Below are 16809 nucleotides of genomic sequence, written 5' to 3'. Positions count from 1 at the left end.
GGTGCGTCGCCCCCCTTACCGGTCCAGCCCATAGGGCAGCCACTGCTTCACGGTATCGCCGTCCTGCTTGTCCAGGACGTACATGCCGCGGTTCTGGCGCTTCATCTTGGTGGTCTTGGCGGTCAGCATGTGGCGCTTGTTGCCAGCGCCCGCCTTGACCTTGCCGGTCGCGGTCAGTCGGAAGCGCTTCTTCACGCTCGACTTCGTCTTCATCTTGGACATTTGGCCCTCCTGTGGGGTCGGGGCGTCCCGGGCTATCGCACCATGCGACGGGGACGCGGTCTCCCGGCCGGGCATGTCCATGGGGCCACGACGCGGGAGGCGGGCGTATAGCGGCGCCCCGCCACCACCGCAATAGCCCGGCGCATCGCAACGGAGCCTTCACCCTGTTCGGTGTTTCCTGCCCGCATCGCCGCCCGGACAGAAGGCCGCCCGCCCTTGCAGACCCTCACCGACCGGCCCGACCAGGCCCTCGACCAGGCCCTTGCCCCCCATTTCGCGTCGCTGCGGGCCTTCATGGACCGCCGTATCGCGGAACTGAGCGCCGAGGTCGCTGCCTCCGTCCAGCTCATGGGCATGAGCGAGGACGCCATCACCGCCCGCATCACCGAGGTGCATGCCCAGATCGCCCGCCTCATCGCCATCCCGGTCTCCGGCGCCCGCAATTCCGGCCTGGAACTGGAAGCCGTGGTCCAGGCCACCGAGGCCGCCGCCGACACCATCATGGAAGCCGCCGAGGCGATCCAGACCTGGCTCGACGGTGGCGGGCGAGACGCAGAGTCCATCGCCGCGCTGAACGACCGCGTCGCCACCATCTTCCAGGCCTGCTCCTTCCAGGACCTGACCGGCCAGCGCATCCGCCGCGCCATCAAGCAGCTCCAGCAGGTCGAGACCATGCTGGAAGGCCTGATGCCCGGCGGCACGCCGACCGACACGCCGAAGCTCGAAGTGGTCGGCCACACGCCCACTGTCGCGGAACCGGCGCTGGCCGGCCCCGACCTCGCCCAGGCCGAGATCGACCGGCTGCTGAACGGCTGAGGAGCGGCGCCCGCGGCCGCTCAGTTGAGCCGCCGCGCGCCCGACGCCGTAAAGCCCGTGCCCCCGGCGGCGCTGGGCGTGAAGCGCATCGGCACCGCCACCAGTGCGCCACAGGCCTCGAAGACCCAGGTCTCGGCCCAGGGCCGGGTCCGCCGCGTCGCGGTCGGCTCGCTGTCCGTGCCCTCGAAATCCGCGGAGCCGGGCCGGACCTGCTGGCAATTCGGCGCCGCGACACGCGCGGCCGCCACGGCGGCCTGCATGGCATCGCGCTGCAGGACGGGGTCGGTCACGGTGGTGCCGGCCAGCGTCTCGACCAGCCGCCCGCTCCCGTCCGGCAGCACCAACGCCAGGTAGTTCCGCTGGGACCGCCGGCCGCAGCCTTCGATCAGGATGCGATGATAGGTCGCCTCGCGCACCGTCGCGTCGGTGAAAACCGCGGGCGGTGCCGCCGGGCGTGCGGTCGCGGCCGGGCAATTGCCCTGCGCGATGAAGGCGCGGGCGCGCTGGAGCACCGCCGCCTCCGCGGGCGTCGGCGGTTGGGCGAAGGCCGGACTGGCGGCGACCAGCAGGACAAGCACGCGGCAGGCGATGGCGTTCATCAGGCATATTCCGGGGAGGCGACACCGCCTCGATCCATCCATCATGCCAAACCGGAGCGCCCGGCGCAGCCACGTCCTGCCGTGCCGGGCAGCCCCGCGCGCGCCGCGGGTTCCTGCGGCGCCCCGCGCGTTCTATATGCGCTGCCAGAATGCTCCCGTTCCGCAAGATGCACGGCCTGGGCAACGACTTCGTCGTGCTGGATGCGCGCGCGCACCCGCTGCCCATCACGCCCGCCCGCGCCGCCGCCATCGCCGACCGCCACTTTGGCATCGGCTGCGACCAGTTCATCGTGCTGGAACCGCCGCCGGCCGGCGCCGACGTGTTCATGCGCATCCGCAACCCGGATGGGTCCGAGGCCGGCGCCTGCGGCAATGCCACGCGCTGCATTGCGTCCCTGGTGGCGGACGAACGCGGCGCCGACCGCGTGGTGGTGCGCACCATCGCCGGCGACCTGCCGGTGGAACGCCTGCCGGGCGGGTTGTGGCGCGCCGACATGGGGCCGGCCCGGCTACGCTGGGATGACGTGCCGCTGGCGCACAAGGCCGACACGCTGCACGTGCCCCTTGCCCTTGGCCCGGTGAGCGATCCCGCGGCCTGCTCCATGGGCAATCCACACGCGACGTTTTTCGTGCCGGACCTGGACGCGATCGACGTCGCGACGCTCGGCCCCGCGCTGGAACACGACCCCATCTTCCCCGACCGGGCGAATATCGGCTTCGCGCAGGTGCTCTCGCCCGACCACATCCGCCTGGTCATGTGGGAACGCGGCGCGGGCATGACGCTCGCCTGCGGGTCCGGCGCCTGCGCCACCATCGTGAACGCCGCGCGCCGCGGCCTGACTGGGCGCCGCGCCACCATCACCATGCCCGGCGGCGACCTGCTGCTGGAATGGCGCGAGGCCGACGGGCACGTCCTGATGACCGGCCCGGTCGCCACCGCCTTCACCGGCACGCTGGACCTGGACGCCTACGCGCCATGACGGTCGAGGTCCTGACGTTCGGCTGCCGCCTCAACACCTATGAGTCGGAAGCGATGCGCGACCTCGCATCCCGCGCCCTCGCGGGCGATGCGTCCCGCGCCCTCGCGGGCGACGCCACCGAGGCCGGCCACGCCGGCGCCATCGTGGTCAACACCTGCGCCGTCACCGCCGAGGCCGAGCGCCAGGCCCGCCAGGCAATCCGGAAGGCGCACCGCGACAATCCCGGCGCGCGCATCATCGTCACCGGCTGCGCCGCGCAGATCGCGCCCGAGAAGTGGTCCGCCCTCCCCGGCGTCGAGCGCGTCATCGGCAATGCCGACAAGCTGAAGCCGGAAACCTGGGCGGCGCTCGACGCCCCCCCTGCCCCGGTCAGCGACATCATGGCCGCGACCGAGACCGCCGCACACCTGGTCACCGAATTCGCCGGCCGCGCCCGCGCCTTCGTTCAGGTCCAGCAGGGCTGCGACCACCGCTGCACGTTCTGCGTGATCCCCTTCGGCCGAGGCCCGTCGCGCTCCGTGCCCATCGGCGCGATCGTCGAGCAAGTGCGCGCACTGGTGCAGGCCGGCTATCGCGAGGTCGTGCTCACCGGCGTGGACATCACCTCCTACGGCCCCGACCTGCCGGGGAAGCCAGCACTCGGCCAGATGGTGCGCCGCCTGCTGGCGCTGGTCCCGGAATTGCCGCGGCTGCGCCTGTCGTCCCTGGACCCGGTCGAAGTCGACGACGACCTATGGCGCCTGATCGCCGAGGAACCGCGGCTGATGCCGCATCTGCATCTGTCGCTTCAGCACGGGTCCGACCTGATCCTGAAGCGCATGAAGCGCCGCCATTTGCGCGCCGATGCCATCGCCCTGGCCGAGCGCGCCCGCCGCCTGCGCCCGGGCATCGTCTTCGGCGCCGACCTGATCGCCGGCTTCCCGACCGAGACCGAATCCCACTTCGCCGACACGCTCTCCCTGGTCGAGGCGTGCAACCTCTCCTTCCTGCATGTGTTCCCCTATTCCGAACGTCCCGATACGCCCGCAGCCCGCATGCCGCAGCTGCCGGTGCCGGTCCGCCGCGAAAGGGCCGCGCGCCTGCGCATGGCCGGGGCGCAGGCAGCCGCGCGGCTGTTCACCGCGCGTATCGGACAGGAGGAAGACGTGCTCTTCGAACACCCCGACCGGGGCCACACGCAGCATTTCGCACCGCTGCGCCTGGCCAGCGGCACGGCCACGCCGGGCGAGATCCGCCGCCTGCGCGTGACCGCCGCCACATCCGACACCCTGATGGCGGAGGCCGCCTGATGGCGTTGCGCGCACTCTGGTCCCGGCTGCGCGGCAGCGACCCCGCCCAGCCCGGCCCGCCGCCCGAACCGCAGCGGGACGACCCGCCCCAGCCACCCCCGCCGCCGGAGGCACCCCCGCGCCCGCCGGAACCCCCCGCGGCACCGCCGCCGCCGATCGAGGACCCGACTCCCGATCGCCCGGCGGAAACCCCACCGCCCTACCGGGAGCCGCCGGGTGACCCCCCGCCGGTGGAACTGCCGCCCCCAGCGCAGCTTCCGCCACTCGAAGCCCCGCCGACCATCGCCGAGGAACCAGCCCGTCAGGGCTGGTTTTCTCGACTCAAGGCCGGGCTGTCGCGTTCGACCGCCAAGCTCACCGAGAGCGTCACGGCGGTCTTCACCAAGCGCAAGCTGGACGACGCCGCGCTGGAGGAGCTCGAGGAGACGCTGATCGCCGCCGATCTCGGCGTCGCGGCGTCCTCACGCATCGTCGAGGCGTTCCGCCGCACCCGCTTCGGCAAGGAAGTCACCGACGAGGAAGTGAAGGCGACGCTGGCCGAGGAAATCGCCGCGATCCTGGCGCCGGTCGCCACGCCGCTGGCCATCGACCGCGCCCGCGCGCCGCATGTCGTGCTCGTGGTCGGCGTGAACGGCACCGGCAAAACCACCACCATCGCCAAGCTCGGCAAGCAGTATCGCGACCAGGGGCTGCGCGCCGGCATGGTCGCCGGCGACACCTTCCGCGCCGCCGCGGTCGAGCAGCTGCAGGTCTGGGCCGATCGCACCGGCGCGCGCTTCTTCCCCCCCGCGAAGCCCGGGGCCGACGCCGCGGGCCTCGCCTTCGATGCGCTGACCACGGCGCGCGCCGAGGGCCTCGATGTGCTGCTGGTCGATACCGCCGGGCGGCTGCACAACAAAACCGCGCTGATGGAAGAACTGCGGAAGGTCGTCCGCATCATCCGCCGCGTGGACGAGAGCGCGCCGCATTCCGTGCTGCTGGTGCTGGACGCCACGACCGGCCAGAACGCCGTGCAGCAGGTGAAGGTGTTCAAGGAAATGGTCGACGTCACCGGCCTGGCGGTGACCAAGCTCGATGGCTCCGCCAAGGGCGGCGTGGTGGTCGCGCTGGCGCAGGACTTCGCGCTGCCCGTACATGTGGTCGGCGTCGGCGAGAAGGCCGAGGACCTGCGCCCATTCGAAGCGCGCGACTTCGCGCGCGGGCTGCTGGGGCTGGACTGATTCCCGCCGCGGGCCGATGGTCCGCCGCATGACGCCGATCGCCCGCACGCCCATCCCCGATATCGCCACGCTGCCCGAGGACATCCGCACCCGCATCCTGACGGTGCAGGAGAAGTCCGGCTTCATCCCTAACGTCTTCCTGATGCTGGCGCACCGCCCGGCGGAATTCCGCGCCTTCATGGCCTATCACGACACGCTCATGGACAAGGCCGAGGGGCTGTCGAAGGCGGAACGCGAGATGATCGTGGTCGCCGTCTCCTCCCGCAACCAGTGCCAGTATTGCGTGGTGGCACACGGCGCCATCCTGCGCATCCGTGCCAAGAACCCGCTGATCGCCGACCAGGTCGCCGCCAACTGGCGCAAGGCCGACATCACCGACAAGCAGCGCGCCATGCTGGACTTCGCCATGAAGGTGACCGATCGAGCGAACGAGGTGAACGACGCCGACCACGACGCGATGCGCGCCGCCGGCTTCGACGACGAGGCGATCTGGGACATCGCGGCCATCGCCGCCTTCTTCGGCATGTCCAACCGGCTGGCCAACGTGAGCAGCCTGCGCCCGAACAACGAATTCTATGCGATGGGCCGCGGCTGAACGCGGACGCCATGGGGAGGGGATGATGACCGAAGTCCGCTGGGAACGCCTGACCGCGCCGCAGCTGCGCGCGCTGGCCGAACGGAATGCCGTGGTGGTGGTGCCGGTCGCAAGCCTTGAGCAGCACGGCCCGCACCTGCCGGTCTGGACAGATTCCTTCATCGGCCATTCGGTGTCGGTCCGCGCGGCGGAGCTCTGCGCCGACCTGCCGGCGGTGGTCACGCCGCCGATGTGGCTCGGCCTGTCGGAACACCACTTCCCCTTCGGCGGCACGATCAGCCTGGACTACGCGACCTTCGCCGCGGTGCTGCGCTGCATCGTGAAGTCGTTGCTGGCGGATGGCTTCTCGAAGGTCATGCTGTTCAACAGCCATGGCGGCAACATCGACCCGCTGGCGGTGTCCGCGCGCGAGTTGGCGCATGAATTCGGCATCCCGGTGTTGACCACGACGGTCACCAAGGTCGCGCCCGCCGCCATCGCCGCCGCACTCACCGCGCAGAAGGCGATGCACCACGCCTGCGAGGCCGAGACGAGCCTGTGGCTGCACCTCGACCCGTCGCAGGTGCGCATGGAGGAGATCGCGAATTCCGTGTCGCCCGGGAATTTCGATGCCGGGCAGCAGGTGTCGTCGCGCTTCTGGTCGTTCAGCGAACGCGCACCGGTCACCGGCGTGCGCGGCGATGCGCGCGCCGCGACGGCGGAGAAGGGCAAGGCGATCTTCGAAGCCATGGCGGAGGGGCTGGCGCGCGAATTGCGCGACACTACCAACTGGTCGCCGCCCGACGACGTCTGGGCGCGCGGGCGGGCGCAAGGGAAGCGGTGATCCCGCCGTTCTTCGGCCAGTGGGAATCGGCCGGGCGCATCGGCGATATCCTGTCGGGCGCGCTGCGAGCCGAGGATGATCCGCTCTGGCCTCGCTCCGGCGCCGCGGGGGCGGCGGACTACGCGCGCTGGGCGGACCATCTGTGCGGCGTGGCCTGCCTGCGCATGGCGCTGGCGGCGCGCGGCATCACGCCGCCGCGCGCCTTCGACCTGGCGCGCGAACTGACCACGCGCGGAGGTTACGTGGTGCAGCCCGATGGCGGCATCCGCGGCCTGATCTACGCGCCCGCCGTGGCCTGGCTGCGCGAGGCGCATGGCATCGCCGCCGAGGTGCGCGTGGACGTGGCGGCGGGCGACATCCCGGCGTTGGTCGCGGACGGCGGGATGTTCATCGCCTCGGTGCATCCGGCGATCCGCTGGCCGGAGCGCGACCCGCCCGGCCGCGGCGGGCACCTGGTGCTGGTCTTCGGCACCGAGGGCGAGGCGCTGCGGTTGCACAACCCCTCCGGCGACACCGCCGCATCGCAGCACGATGCGCGCGTACCGCTGGAACGCTTTGCGCGCTTCTATGCCGGGCGCGGGATCCTGCTGCCGCGCGCCTGATCCGCCCCGCTTGTGCGGGCCAGCCGTTTCCCCCATCTCCCGCCCATGGAACAGCCGCTCCGCGTCCAGCCCGACCCCACCGACCCGCGCCTGACGCGTCGCGTCGCCGGCATCGACCACACCGGCCAGCCGATCGAGACCTCCGTCACCGTCGAACGCCCGCTCACCCTGTATCTGAACGGGCAGGAGATCGTGACGATGATGACCATCCTCGATCGCCCGGAGGACCTTGCCCTCGGCTACCTGCTGAACCAGGGCATGCTGAAGCCGGACGCCGTGGTGACCGGCGTGGACTACGACGACGACCTCGGCGTGGTCATCGTCCGCACGCCCGAGCGCACCGATTTCGAGGAGAAGCTGCGCAAGAAGACGCTCACCTCCGGCTGCGCGCAGGGCACCGCCTTCGGTGATTTGATGGACGGCTTCGCGCAGGTGCGCCTCGCGAAGACCGAGCTGCGCACGTCGTGGCTGTACCGCCTGCTGCACCGGATCAACACGCTGCCGACGCTCTACCTGGAAGCTGGCGCCATCCACGGCTGCGCGCTGTGCGTGCGCGACGAGCCGATCGTCTACATGGAGGATGTCGGCCGCCACAACGCGGTGGACAAGATCGCCGGCTGGATGTTCCGCGAGCGCGAAACCCCCGACGACAAGATCTTCTACACGACGGGCCGCCTGACCTCGGAGATGGTCATCAAGACCGTGCGCATGGCCATTCCGATCCTGGTCTCGCGATCCGGCTTCACCGCCTGGGGCGTGGAACTCGCGCGTGAAGCCGGCCTCACGCTGATCGGCCGCTGCAAGGGCAAGCGCTTCGTGGCACTTGCCGGGCAGGACCGCATCGTCTTCGACGCCGACCTGGCCTACGTGCCGGAGGAATCCGCGAAGCACTGGCGCAAGAACAGCGCCGAGGCGATGGCGAATGACGAGGGCTGACACGCTCGGCGTGGTGCTGGCCGGCGGCCTGGCGCGGCGGATGGGCGGCGGCGACAAACCGCTACGGCTGCTCGGCGGCGTGCCGATGCTGGACCATGTGCTGGCACGCCTCGCGCCACAGGTCGCCGCGTGCACCATCAACGCGAATGGCGACCCGGCGCGCTTCGCCGTCCATGGGCTGCCGGTCGTCGCGGATGGGCTGCCCGACCATCCGGGCCCGCTCGCCGGCATCCTCGCGGCGTTGGACTGGGCCGCGACGGACCGGCCGGACCTGCCCTGGGTGGTGTCGGTACCGGGCGATTCCCCCTTCATCCCGATGGACCTGGCGGCGCGCCTGCACGCCGCGCGCGCGACACGCGGCGTTCCGTTGGCCTGCGCCCGGTCCGGGGGGCACGCGCACCCGCCGATCGGGCTGTGGCCCGTGGCCCTGCGCGAGGACCTGCGCGCCGCACTGCTGGCCGGCGAACGCAAGATCGACCGCTGGACGGCGCGGCATGGCTGCGCGGAGGCCACCTGGCCCGACCAGCCCGTCGATCCCTTCTTCAACGCCAATGCGCCCGAGGACCTCGCCACCGCGGAAACCCTGCTGCCGCTGTTGCAAACCACCCCGCCGAACGCCATAGACAAGGCAAGGTAAAGCTGAGGGAGCTCGCACGCATGAAGGCCATTTTCGCCGGCATCATCATCGCCGTTGCCATCGCCAGCGGCGCCGCCCTGGTGCTCGACAGCAAGGTGCAGCGCACCGCCGAGACCGCCTTCACCACGACTGGCGCGCGCCTGTAGCCCCTAGCATGGCGCTGCGGCGCATCCCGCTGGTGGATGCGCGCCGTGCGGAGCACCCAGCCGCCTTCGCCGCCGTGGCGCAGGCGGAGGACACCGCCGCAATCCTGCAGGCCGCGCGGCGGCAATACGGCGCCGTCGGGCTCTCGCTGGGCGATGCGCTGTCGCGCCGATGGCTCGCGCGGAATGCCTCGCCCCTGGCCAAGGAGGTCGCCGCCGTCGCTGCCAGTATCGGCGGGCCGGGCGCCTACCTGCTGAACCTCTCCTTCGAATGGGGCTGCACCTGCGGCGTGCTGGACGCGCCGGCCCCGACGCTGCTGCGCGTGCTCGACTGGGGCAACCTGGCGGGGCTGGGGGAGACGCTCTGCGTCATCCGCCAGTCCGGCCCCGCGGGCCATTGGCTCAACATCGGCTGGCCTGGCCTGGCGGGGGCGATCACTGGCTTTGCGCCCGGGCGCTTCGCCATCGCCATCAACCAGCCGCCGCTGCCACTGACGCGCGCGGGTGCGGCAGCGCGCCGGCACGGGTTCCGCAAGGCGGGGCTGCTGGCGGATTGGGCGGCCTCGCGCCCTGCCACGTGGCGCCGCCGCGCGCTGCCGCCGGCCCACCTGCTGCGCATCGCCTGCGACACCGCACCGGATTACGCGACCGCGCTGGCGATGTTGCGCGACACGCCGCTGGCCGCCGCGGTGACCTTCACGCTGGCGGGCACGCAGCCCGGCCAGGCCGCCGTGATCGAGCGCGCACGCGACCAGACCGCGGTCCGCCACGGCCCGGGGCTGGCGGCCGCGAACCACTGGCAGTCGGTGGACCTGCCGGGGGCGCCTCGGTGGATCGAAAGCGCACCGCGCGCCGAACGCATGGCAGCGCTGGTCGCCCAGGGGACGGTGCCCGACGGCTTCGCCTGGCTGGAGCCGCCGCTGCTGAACCACGGCACGCGGCTGGCGGCGGTGTTGCGCCCGGCCGAGGGCCGCGTCGAACTGGTCGCGCACGAGGGTGAGCGGCGCGTGAGCGAGCCGCTGACGATCGCCGATCGCGTCGTCGAACCCGCCTGACACCGCGCCAAGGGCCGCCCTGCCCGCGCAGCAATGGCCGAACATGCGACGGCGGCCACCACGTGCGGGGCCGGCACGCACTCGCGCGGGACCTATCGCAGCAGCGCGACCAGGCCGAGCCCCACCAGCCACGCCCCGCAGGCCAGGCCAAGCCCAGGCCGTCCCGGCAGGTCCACCCGTCCCGGCGCGCGCGGGTCCACCAGCAGCGTCACCGGCCCATCGCCCTCGCGCCGTGCCAGCAGGCGGAGGTCGCGCGTCACGACGCTGACCGGCACGCCGTCCGCCAGCATGTAATCGATGCGCCAGGACGGGCCCGGCTCGAAGCGAATGGTCGCCATGGCGCGGCGCCAGGTCAGGCGCCGGACGATGCCGCGCAGGTCGCGCCGCGCCAGCACCGCGCCGAACAGGCACAGCACCAGCCCCGCCGCGGCGCCGTCCACTACAACATGCCCGCGAAGGGCAGCACCGTGACCGCATCGCCGGGTGCCACGCGCGTGACCTCCTCCGGCAATTCCGCGAAGCCGTCGGATTGCGTGAGGGAGGACAGCAGCCCCGCCCCCTCGCGCGGAAATTTTTCCGCGCGCGTCGCGCCGCCCTCGGTGCGCAGCGTGACGCGCACATATTCCCGCCGCCCGGCCTTCTTGCGGTAGTCGAAGCCCGCCACCGCGCCATAGCGCGGCAGCGGCCGGTCCGCCGCGCCAGCAAGCCGCAGCAGCAGCGGCCGCGCCAGGTGCAGGAAGCACACGACGGCCGCGACGGGATTGCCCGGCAGGCCGACCACCGGCGTCCCGCCGGCACGAAAATCCCCGCCTGCCTTCGGCAGGACGCCCATTGCCGCCGGCCGTCCGGGCTTCACCGCGAGCCGCCAGAACACGAGCGATCCGCCGGCCTCGATCGCGGCACGGACATGGTCCTCCTCGCCGGTCGAAACCCCGCCGCTGGTCAGCAGCAGGTCGTGATCGCGCGCGGCCTCCGCCAGCGCGGCCGCGGTGCGCACCGCATCATCTGGCAGGATGCCGAGGTCGCTGGCGACGCAAGGCAGGCCTGCCAGCATCGCGAGCAGGGTGAAGCGGTTGCTGTCATGCGTCTGCGCCGCGCGCAGCGGCGCGCCGGGTGGCGCGAGTTCGTCGCCGGTCGAGAAGACACCGACACGCGGCAGCGGCCGCACCGCCAGGCGCGCCTGACCCAACGCCGCCGCCAGCCCGATCTCCGCCGGCCCGAGCACACGCCCCGCAGCCAGCGCCGTGCTGCCCAGCGCCACGTCCTCGCCCGCCGGGCGCGCATTGGCGCCGCGCTTCAGGCCCGGCGGCACCAGCACAGTGTCGCCGTCGCGCTGCACGTCCTCCTGCATGACGCAGGTATCGGTGCCCGGGGGCATCGGCGCGCCCGTGAAGACGCGCAGCGCCTCCTGCCCACCGACCGGCAGCGCGGCGGCGTGACCGGCCGGCACGCGCCCGGTTTCGCGCAGCCGCGTCGGCGCGCCGGCGTCGAGGTCCGAATGGCGGAAGGCCCAGCCATCCACCGCAGCGTTGAAGAAGGGCGGCAGTGGGATCGGCGCAACCAGGTCCCGCGCCAGCACGCGGCCGCGCGCCGCCGCGAGCGGCACGATGTCCTCGCCGGTGGCGGCGGGCACGCGCGCGGCGATCAACGCCTGCGCGTCCTCCACCGACATCAGCGCGCCGCCGAAGGCGAAGCAGTCGTCGCTGAGCTGCGCCATTCAGCCCCCCTGCCAGGCGATGGTGTCGACGGGCGCGGCATGGGCCAGCACGAGTTCGGCGATCGCCGCGACATCATCGAGGCCCGCGCGCGGCAGGTCGTAGGGCGGCGCGATGTCGGACGCGACGGCCACGATGCCCGGCATCTCCGGATGCATCCACGGCTTGCCGTTGGCGGCGCGGTGCACCTCGATCTTCGGGTGCGCGTCGCGCTTGAAGCCCTCGACGATCACCAGGTCGACCGGATCCATGCGCGCGAGCAGTTCGGGCAGCGCCGGTTCGCGTGCGGTGCGCAGTTCCGTCATCAGCGCCCAGCGCACGCCGGACGCCACCATCACCTGCGACGCGCCGGCCCGGCGATGTTCAAACGAATCCTTGCCCGGCACATCGACATCGAAGCGGTGATGCGCGTGCTTCAGCGTGGAGACCCGCACACCCCACGCGATCAGCGCCGGCAGCAGCTTCACCATCAGCGTGGTCTTGCCCGCGCCGGACCAGCCGGCCAGGCCGATGATGCGCGTCACGTCGTTCATCCCCGACAAAGCGGAACGGGCGCCCGGCTCCCGCCGCGCGCCCGTCATGCGGTCCGGTGCGGGCGCGGTCAATCGCCGCCGGCAGCCTGTGCGCCGGCGGGCGGCGTGGCGCCGCGACCCTTCGCCATTTCCTTCTCGACCCACAGGTTGTGGTGCTGCTTGGCCCAGTTCAGGTCCACCTGGCCGGTCGTCATGGCGTCGGACGCGCCCTCCATGCCGATCGACCCGATGTAGATATGCGCCAGCATCACCGCGATCATCAGCACCGAGACGATGCTGTGGATGATGTGGCTGAGCTGCATGCCCGCGATGTCGGTGAAGAAGAACGGGAACACCAGCATGTAGCCGGTCACGGCCACGGCCGCGCCGCCCAGCACCGTGATCCAGAAGATACCCTTCTGCCCGGCGTTGAACCGTTCGCTGTCCGGATGCCCGTCACCGACCAGCCCGCCGCCCGAGGTGAGCCACTTCACGTCGCGCCCGTTCGGGATGTTGTCCTTCACCCAGAGCAGCAGCATCACGACGATGCCGAGCGTGAACGGGAAGGCCAGGAAGTTGTGGGCGTACTTGCCCCACTGGCTGATCGCGGTGAAGGCCTCGGGCCCCACCACCGGCAGCAGCACGTGCCGCCCGAAGGTCAGGTTCAGCCCCGACAGCGCCAGGATGATGAAGGTCGACGCCACCATCCAGTGGTTCGCACGCTCGAGCCCGTTGAAGCGCTGGATGGTGCGCCCGGCGAGGCCGCCCTCGACCGGGATGCGCCCCTTCATCATCCGGAACACCACCAGCAGGCTCAGCATGCCAAGCACCGCGATGCCGCCGACCCAGGCGAGCGTCACGTTGTGGAAGTCACGCCAGGACCGCCCGCCGGGCTGGATCAGGCTGGCTGCCTGCTGGTCCGGGATGGAGATGCGCCCGGCAACGCGCCCGCCCTGCAGCGCCTTCAGCACCTCGAGCTCATCGGCCACGGGGGGCAGCATCGACGTCGGATTGGTCGGCGTGCCGCTGACATTCGGGTTGGTCTGCGCGTGGCCAGCCACAGGCATGGCCACCAGCAGCGCGAGGGCGAGGACCAGTGCGCGCATCAGATCGCCACCGTCTCGCGGTACGCGGTGCGCCAGCCCCAGGCGCCGGAGCCGTAGCCGCGCCGCTGCACGCGCTCGCGGTAGATCTGCGCGATCACCTGGCCGTCGCCGGCGAGCAGCGCCTTCGTGCTGCACATCTCGGCACACAGCGGCAGGCTGCCCTCGGCCAGTCGGTTCGACCCGTACTGGATGTATTCGGCCTGGGTGTTGTCGGCCTGCGGGCCGCCGGCGCAGTAGGTGCACTTGTCCATCTTGCCGCGGCTGCCGAAGTTGCCGACGCGCGGATACTGCGGCGCGCCGAAGGGGCAGGCGTAGAAGCAATAGCCGCAGCCGATGCACAGGTCCTTGTCGTGCAGCACCACGGCATCCGCCGTGGTGTAGAAACAACTGACGGGACACACGGCGGCGCAGGGCGCATCCGTGCAGTGCATGCAGGCCATCGAGATCGAGCGCTCGCCCGGCTTGCCGTCATTGATGGTGACGACGCGGCGGCGGTTGATGCCCCAGGGCACCTCGTGCTCGTTCTTGCACGCAGTGACGCAGGCGTTGCATTCGATGCAGCGCTCGGCGTCGAGAAGGAACTTCATGCGGGCCATGGTTCTTGCTCCCCCTTAAGCCGCGCGGATCTGACAGAGCGTGACCTTGGTTTCCTGCATGAAGGTCACCGGGTCGTAGCCATAGGTCGTGATCGCATTCACCGATTCACCCAACACGATCGGGTCGGTGCCCTGCGGGTATTTGCTGCGCTGGTCCTCCTGCATGAACCAGCCGGCGAAGTGGAAGGGCATCCAGGCGACCCCCTTGCCGACGCGCTCGGTCACCATCGCCTTCACGCGCACGGCCTTGCCCTGCGGCATCTCGGGGCCGTTCACCAGCACCCAGGCGCCGTCGCGGATATTGCGCGGGCCGGCATCCTCGGGGTTGATCTCGACGAACATGTCCTGCTGGAGCTCGGCCAGCCACTTGTTCGACCGCGTCTCCTCGCCGCCGCCCTCGTATTCCACCAGGCGACCCGAGGACAGGATGATGGGGAAGTTCGGCGCGAGATCCTTCGCGCGGTTCTGCACCGACTGCCCCAGATGCGGCAGGCGGAAGGCGCGCCGGTCCGGCAGCGTCGGGTACTGCGCGATCAGATCGGTGCGCGGCGTGTAGATCGGTTCGCGGTGCACCGGGATCGGGTCGGGCAGGTTCCAGGCATTGGCGCGGGCCTTGGCGTTCCCGTAGGCCATCACGCCATGTTCCATGGTCACGCGGATGATGCCCATGGACAGGTCGGTCGCCCAGGAGGCGCTGCCGCCCTGCCGCGCGATCGACGCCTTCTCGGCCTCGGTCAGTTCGGCATCCCAGCCCAGGCGGGCCATCACCGCGGTGGTGAATTCGGGATAGCCGTCGGTCAGCTCCGATCCTTGCGAGTAGGACCCTTCGGCCAGCAGCGTCTGCCCGTTGCGCTCCACGCCGAAGCGCGCGCGGAAGGTGCCGCCGCCCTGCTTCACGTGCAGGTTGGTGTTGTACAGGATGTGCGTGCCCGGGTGGCGCATCTCGGGCGTGCCCCAGCAGGGCCAGGGCAGCCCGTAGAAGTCGCCGGCGATCTCGGCCGGCGCATCGGCCTTGGCGCGCAGTGTCACCAGGTCGAACTTGTCCTGGTGCTGCATGTGCAGCTTCAGGCGTTCCGGCGACTGGCCCGTGTAGCCGGTGCTGATCGCACCGCGGTTGATCTCGCGCAGGATGCTCTCGGCAACCGGGGCATTGGCGCGGATCTCGAAGCCCTTGAACACTTCCTCCTGCATGCGGAAGGTCATGTTGCGCCGCGCGGCCGCGGCGTCGATCGCGCCAGCCAGGCGGTACAGCGCCTCGTAGTCGTTCTTGCTCTCGAAGATCGGGTCGACGACCTTCGCCCCCCACTGCACAGACCGGTTCGACGCGGTGCGCGACCCGTCGCATTCGAACTGCGTGCAGATCGGCAGCAGGTAGGTGTTGTCCTTCCTGCCCGACAGCACGGCGAAGGTGGTCGGGTGCGGGTCCGCCACCACCAGCAGGTCCAGCTTCTCGAGGCCCTTCACCGCCTCGGGCATGCGGGTGACGGTGTTGCCGCCGTGCCCGAACACCACCATGGCCTTGAGGTTGTCGCGCTGCGCGAGGCCCGTCTGCGCGTTCACCGGCATGGTCACGGCATCGAAGTAGCGCGTGGTGGGGATGCCGGGCATCTCCATCATGGCCTTGCTGTCGAACCGCGACAGCATGCTCTCGTAGCTCACGCCCCACACGCGCGACCAGTGCCGCCACGCGTTCTCATCGAGGCCGTAGTACGCCGGCAGCGTGGTCACATCGAGACCGAAGTCGGTCGCACCCTGCACGTTGCAGTGGCCGCGGAAGATGTTGGCGCCCGTGCCTTCCTTGCCCACGTTGCCGGTGGCCAGCAGCAGGATCGAGTACGCGCGCACATTCGCCGTGCCGACGGTCTTCTGCGTCGCCCCCATGCACCAGATCAGCGTGGCGGGCTTCTGCGTGGCGAACATCTCCGCCACCTTGCGCAGCTGCGCTTCCGGCACGCCGGTCACGCGCTGCACCTCGGCGGGGTTCCACTTCGCGACTTCGGCGCGGACCTCGTCCATGCCGTAGACGCGCTGGCGGATGAACTCGCGATCTTCCCAGTTGTTCTGGAAGATGTGCCAGAGCATGCCCCAGATGATCGGGATGTCGGTGCCCGGGCGGATGCGCACGTATTCCGTGGCGTGCGCCGCAGTGCGCGTGAAGCGCGGGTCGATCACGATCATGTTCGCGCGGTTCATCTCCTTGCCGGAGAGAACATGCTGCAGCGAGACCGGATGCGCCTCCGCCGGATTCCCGCCCATGATGATCATGGTCTTGGAATTGCGGATGTCGTTGTAGGAATTGGTCTGCGCGCCGTAGCCCCAGGTGTTGGCCACGCCGGCGACGGTCGTCGAATGGCAGATGCGCGCCTGGTGGTCGACGTTGTTGGTGCCCCAGAAGGCCGCATACTTGCGGAACAGGTACGCGCCTTCGTTCGAGAACTTCGCGCTGCCCAGCCAGAACACGCTGTCAGGGCCCGAGGCCTGGCGCGTCGCCATCAGCTTGTCGCCGATCTCGGCCACCGCGGCGTCCCAGGTCATCCGCGTCCACTGGCCGTTCACCAGCTTCATCGGGTACTTGATGCGCCGGTCGCCGTGCACGAGCTCGCGCACCGAAGCACCCTTCGCGCAATGCGTGCCGCGGTTGATCGGGCTGTCCCAGGTGGGCTCCTGCCCGACCCAGACGCCGTTCTGCACCTCGGCGGTGACCGAACACCCGACCGAACAATGCGTGCAGATGTTCTTCACCCGCGTGACAGGCTGCTGGTGGTTCACCGGGCCGGCGGCGGCCGGGCGCACCGTGCTCAGCGGAATGGCGCCGAGCGACGCCAGGCCCACGCCCGTCACCCCGGCCTGCTTCAGGAAGCTGCGGCGGTCGAGCCCGCCCGAGGACAGCCCGGCATAGGCCGCCGCAAGCCGCTGCTTGCCCGCGCGCGCTTCGGAACGCTTGATCAGCATGATGCTTCGCC

The 16809-nt window shown here is 70.9% G+C and carries 19 protein-coding genes; 11 read left to right on the top strand and 8 right to left on the bottom strand.

Annotation, left to right across the window (positions count from 1 at the left end):
• Window positions 1-15: 15 nt before the first annotated feature.
• Entirely contained in the window at window positions 16-222 is a 207-nt protein-coding gene (gene rpmI / locus MWM08_RS04635; RefSeq protein ID WP_198370989.1) for a 50S ribosomal protein L35, read from the bottom strand.
• Between the two features lie 216 nt (window positions 223-438).
• Here rpmI and MWM08_RS04630 point away from each other — a divergent pair, with 216 nt between their 5' ends.
• Window positions 439-1038, top strand: a complete 600-nt coding sequence (locus MWM08_RS04630) for a protein phosphatase CheZ (RefSeq protein WP_244458304.1) — start codon at window positions 439-441, stop codon at window positions 1036-1038.
• 20 nt (window positions 1039-1058) lie between these two features.
• Here MWM08_RS04630 and MWM08_RS04625 read toward each other — a convergent pair whose 3' ends face one another.
• Entirely contained in the window at window positions 1059-1637 is a 579-nt protein-coding gene (locus MWM08_RS04625; RefSeq protein ID WP_244458303.1) for a hypothetical protein, read from the bottom strand.
• Window positions 1638-1786: 149 nt separating this feature from the next.
• On the opposite strand from MWM08_RS04625, the gene dapF reads away from it, so the two are divergent.
• From dapF to MWM08_RS04580, 10 genes are all read left to right on the top strand, one after another.
• Window positions 1787-2617: a diaminopimelate epimerase gene (dapF, locus tag MWM08_RS04620; protein WP_244458302.1), complete on the top strand. Its 831-nt coding sequence runs from the start codon at window positions 1787-1789 to the stop codon at window positions 2615-2617.
• Window positions 2614-3906: a tRNA (N(6)-L-threonylcarbamoyladenosine(37)-C(2))-methylthiotransferase MtaB gene (gene mtaB / locus MWM08_RS04615; protein WP_244458301.1), complete on the top strand. Its 1293-nt coding sequence runs from the start codon at window positions 2614-2616 to the stop codon at window positions 3904-3906. The genes dapF and mtaB overlap by 4 nt, the downstream gene beginning before the upstream one ends.
• A gap of 281 nt (window positions 3907-4187) precedes the next feature.
• Entirely contained in the window at window positions 4188-5126 is a 939-nt protein-coding gene (gene ftsY, locus MWM08_RS04610) for a signal recognition particle-docking protein FtsY (RefSeq protein ID WP_423816065.1), read from the top strand.
• Between the two features lie 28 nt (window positions 5127-5154).
• The gene (locus MWM08_RS04605) at window positions 5155-5721 is read left to right on the top strand and encodes a peroxidase-related enzyme (protein WP_244458300.1); all 567 of its coding nucleotides are present in this window, start codon (window positions 5155-5157) and stop codon (window positions 5719-5721) included.
• A 25-nt stretch (window positions 5722-5746) separates the two neighbouring features.
• On the top strand, window positions 5747-6544 hold the full coding sequence (locus MWM08_RS04600) for a creatininase family protein (RefSeq protein ID WP_244458299.1): 798 nt from the start codon (window positions 5747-5749) through the stop codon (window positions 6542-6544).
• A complete protein-coding gene (locus MWM08_RS04595; RefSeq protein WP_244458298.1) occupies window positions 6541-7146 on the top strand; it encodes a C39 family peptidase in 606 nt (201 codons plus the stop codon). The genes MWM08_RS04600 and MWM08_RS04595 overlap by 4 nt, the downstream gene beginning before the upstream one ends.
• A gap of 45 nt (window positions 7147-7191) precedes the next feature.
• Complete coding sequence (locus MWM08_RS04590; protein WP_244458297.1) at window positions 7192-8082, top strand: formate dehydrogenase accessory sulfurtransferase FdhD; 891 nt, start codon at window positions 7192-7194, stop codon at window positions 8080-8082.
• Entirely contained in the window at window positions 8069-8719 is a 651-nt protein-coding gene (gene mobA, locus MWM08_RS04585; RefSeq protein ID WP_244458296.1) for a molybdenum cofactor guanylyltransferase MobA, read from the top strand. Before MWM08_RS04590 ends, mobA begins: the two co-directional genes overlap by 14 nt.
• A gap of 20 nt (window positions 8720-8739) precedes the next feature.
• Window positions 8740-8865 (top strand): hypothetical protein, encoded by a 126-nt coding sequence (locus MWM08_RS26290; RefSeq protein WP_255751386.1) that lies wholly within the window; start codon window positions 8740-8742, stop codon window positions 8863-8865.
• 8 nt (window positions 8866-8873) lie between these two features.
• Window positions 8874-9917, top strand: a complete 1044-nt coding sequence (locus MWM08_RS04580) for a C45 family peptidase (protein ID WP_244458295.1) — start codon at window positions 8874-8876, stop codon at window positions 9915-9917.
• A 92-nt stretch (window positions 9918-10009) separates the two neighbouring features.
• On the opposite strand, the gene MWM08_RS04575 is transcribed toward MWM08_RS04580, so the two are convergent.
• From MWM08_RS04575 to MWM08_RS04550, 6 genes are all read right to left on the bottom strand, one after another.
• On the bottom strand, window positions 10010-10357 hold the full coding sequence (locus MWM08_RS04575; RefSeq protein WP_244458294.1) for a hypothetical protein: 348 nt from the start codon (window positions 10355-10357) through the stop codon (window positions 10010-10012).
• Complete coding sequence (locus tag MWM08_RS04570; protein WP_244458293.1) at window positions 10357-11634, bottom strand: molybdopterin molybdotransferase MoeA; 1278 nt, start codon at window positions 11632-11634, stop codon at window positions 10357-10359. Before MWM08_RS04570 ends, MWM08_RS04575 begins: the two co-directional genes overlap by 1 nt.
• Complete coding sequence (gene mobB, locus MWM08_RS04565) at window positions 11635-12165, bottom strand: molybdopterin-guanine dinucleotide biosynthesis protein B (RefSeq protein ID WP_244458292.1); 531 nt, start codon at window positions 12163-12165, stop codon at window positions 11635-11637.
• 68 nt (window positions 12166-12233) lie between these two features.
• Entirely contained in the window at window positions 12234-13250 is a 1017-nt protein-coding gene (locus MWM08_RS04560; protein ID WP_244458291.1) for a formate dehydrogenase subunit gamma, read from the bottom strand.
• Window positions 13250-13846, bottom strand: a complete 597-nt coding sequence (fdh3B, locus tag MWM08_RS04555; RefSeq protein WP_244458290.1) for a formate dehydrogenase FDH3 subunit beta — start codon at window positions 13844-13846, stop codon at window positions 13250-13252. The genes MWM08_RS04560 and fdh3B overlap by 1 nt, the downstream gene beginning before the upstream one ends.
• A gap of 15 nt (window positions 13847-13861) precedes the next feature.
• Window positions 13862-16798 carry a formate dehydrogenase subunit alpha gene (locus MWM08_RS04550; protein WP_244458289.1) on the bottom strand — a complete coding sequence of 979 codons (2937 nt, stop codon included), beginning with the start codon at window positions 16796-16798 and terminating at the stop codon, window positions 13862-13864.
• Window positions 16799-16809: the final 11 nt, after the last annotated feature.

The sequence above is a fragment of the Roseomonas fluvialis genome, assembly GCF_022846615.1.
Classification (GTDB): domain Bacteria; phylum Pseudomonadota; class Alphaproteobacteria; order Acetobacterales; family Acetobacteraceae; genus Neoroseomonas; species Neoroseomonas fluvialis.
The sequence above is the reverse complement of the archived record's forward strand: the minus strand, read 5'-3'. Positions and strand labels throughout refer to the sequence as shown.

What these genes read in the sequence shown, in the direction of transcription:
- rpmI (WP_198370989.1), bottom strand. Translation starts at nt 222, where the DNA reads ATGTCCAAGATGAAGACGAAGTCGAGCGTGAAGAAGCGCTTCCGACTG.
- MWM08_RS04625 (WP_244458303.1), bottom strand. Translation starts at nt 1,637, where the DNA reads ATGAACGCCATCGCCTGCCGCGTGCTTGTCCTGCTGGTCGCCGCCAGT.
- dapF (WP_244458302.1), top strand. Translation starts at nt 1,787, where the DNA reads ATGCTCCCGTTCCGCAAGATGCACGGCCTGGGCAACGACTTCGTCGTG.
- mtaB (WP_244458301.1), top strand. Translation starts at nt 2,614, where the DNA reads ATGACGGTCGAGGTCCTGACGTTCGGCTGCCGCCTCAACACCTATGAG.
- MWM08_RS04605 (WP_244458300.1), top strand. Translation starts at nt 5,155, where the DNA reads ATGACGCCGATCGCCCGCACGCCCATCCCCGATATCGCCACGCTGCCC.
- MWM08_RS04600 (WP_244458299.1), top strand. Translation starts at nt 5,747, where the DNA reads ATGACCGAAGTCCGCTGGGAACGCCTGACCGCGCCGCAGCTGCGCGCG.
- MWM08_RS04590 (WP_244458297.1), top strand. Translation starts at nt 7,192, where the DNA reads ATGGAACAGCCGCTCCGCGTCCAGCCCGACCCCACCGACCCGCGCCTG.
- mobA (WP_244458296.1), top strand. Translation starts at nt 8,069, where the DNA reads ATGACGAGGGCTGACACGCTCGGCGTGGTGCTGGCCGGCGGCCTGGCG.
- MWM08_RS26290 (WP_255751386.1), top strand. Translation starts at nt 8,740, where the DNA reads ATGAAGGCCATTTTCGCCGGCATCATCATCGCCGTTGCCATCGCCAGC.
- MWM08_RS04580 (WP_244458295.1), top strand. Translation starts at nt 8,874, where the DNA reads ATGGCGCTGCGGCGCATCCCGCTGGTGGATGCGCGCCGTGCGGAGCAC.
- MWM08_RS04570 (WP_244458293.1), bottom strand. Translation starts at nt 11,634, where the DNA reads ATGGCGCAGCTCAGCGACGACTGCTTCGCCTTCGGCGGCGCGCTGATG.
- mobB (WP_244458292.1), bottom strand. Translation starts at nt 12,165, where the DNA reads ATGAACGACGTGACGCGCATCATCGGCCTGGCCGGCTGGTCCGGCGCG.
- MWM08_RS04560 (WP_244458291.1), bottom strand. Translation starts at nt 13,250, where the DNA reads ATGCGCGCACTGGTCCTCGCCCTCGCGCTGCTGGTGGCCATGCCTGTG.
- fdh3B (WP_244458290.1), bottom strand. Translation starts at nt 13,846, where the DNA reads ATGGCCCGCATGAAGTTCCTTCTCGACGCCGAGCGCTGCATCGAATGC.
- MWM08_RS04550 (WP_244458289.1), bottom strand. Translation starts at nt 16,798, where the DNA reads ATGCTGATCAAGCGTTCCGAAGCGCGCGCGGGCAAGCAGCGGCTTGCG.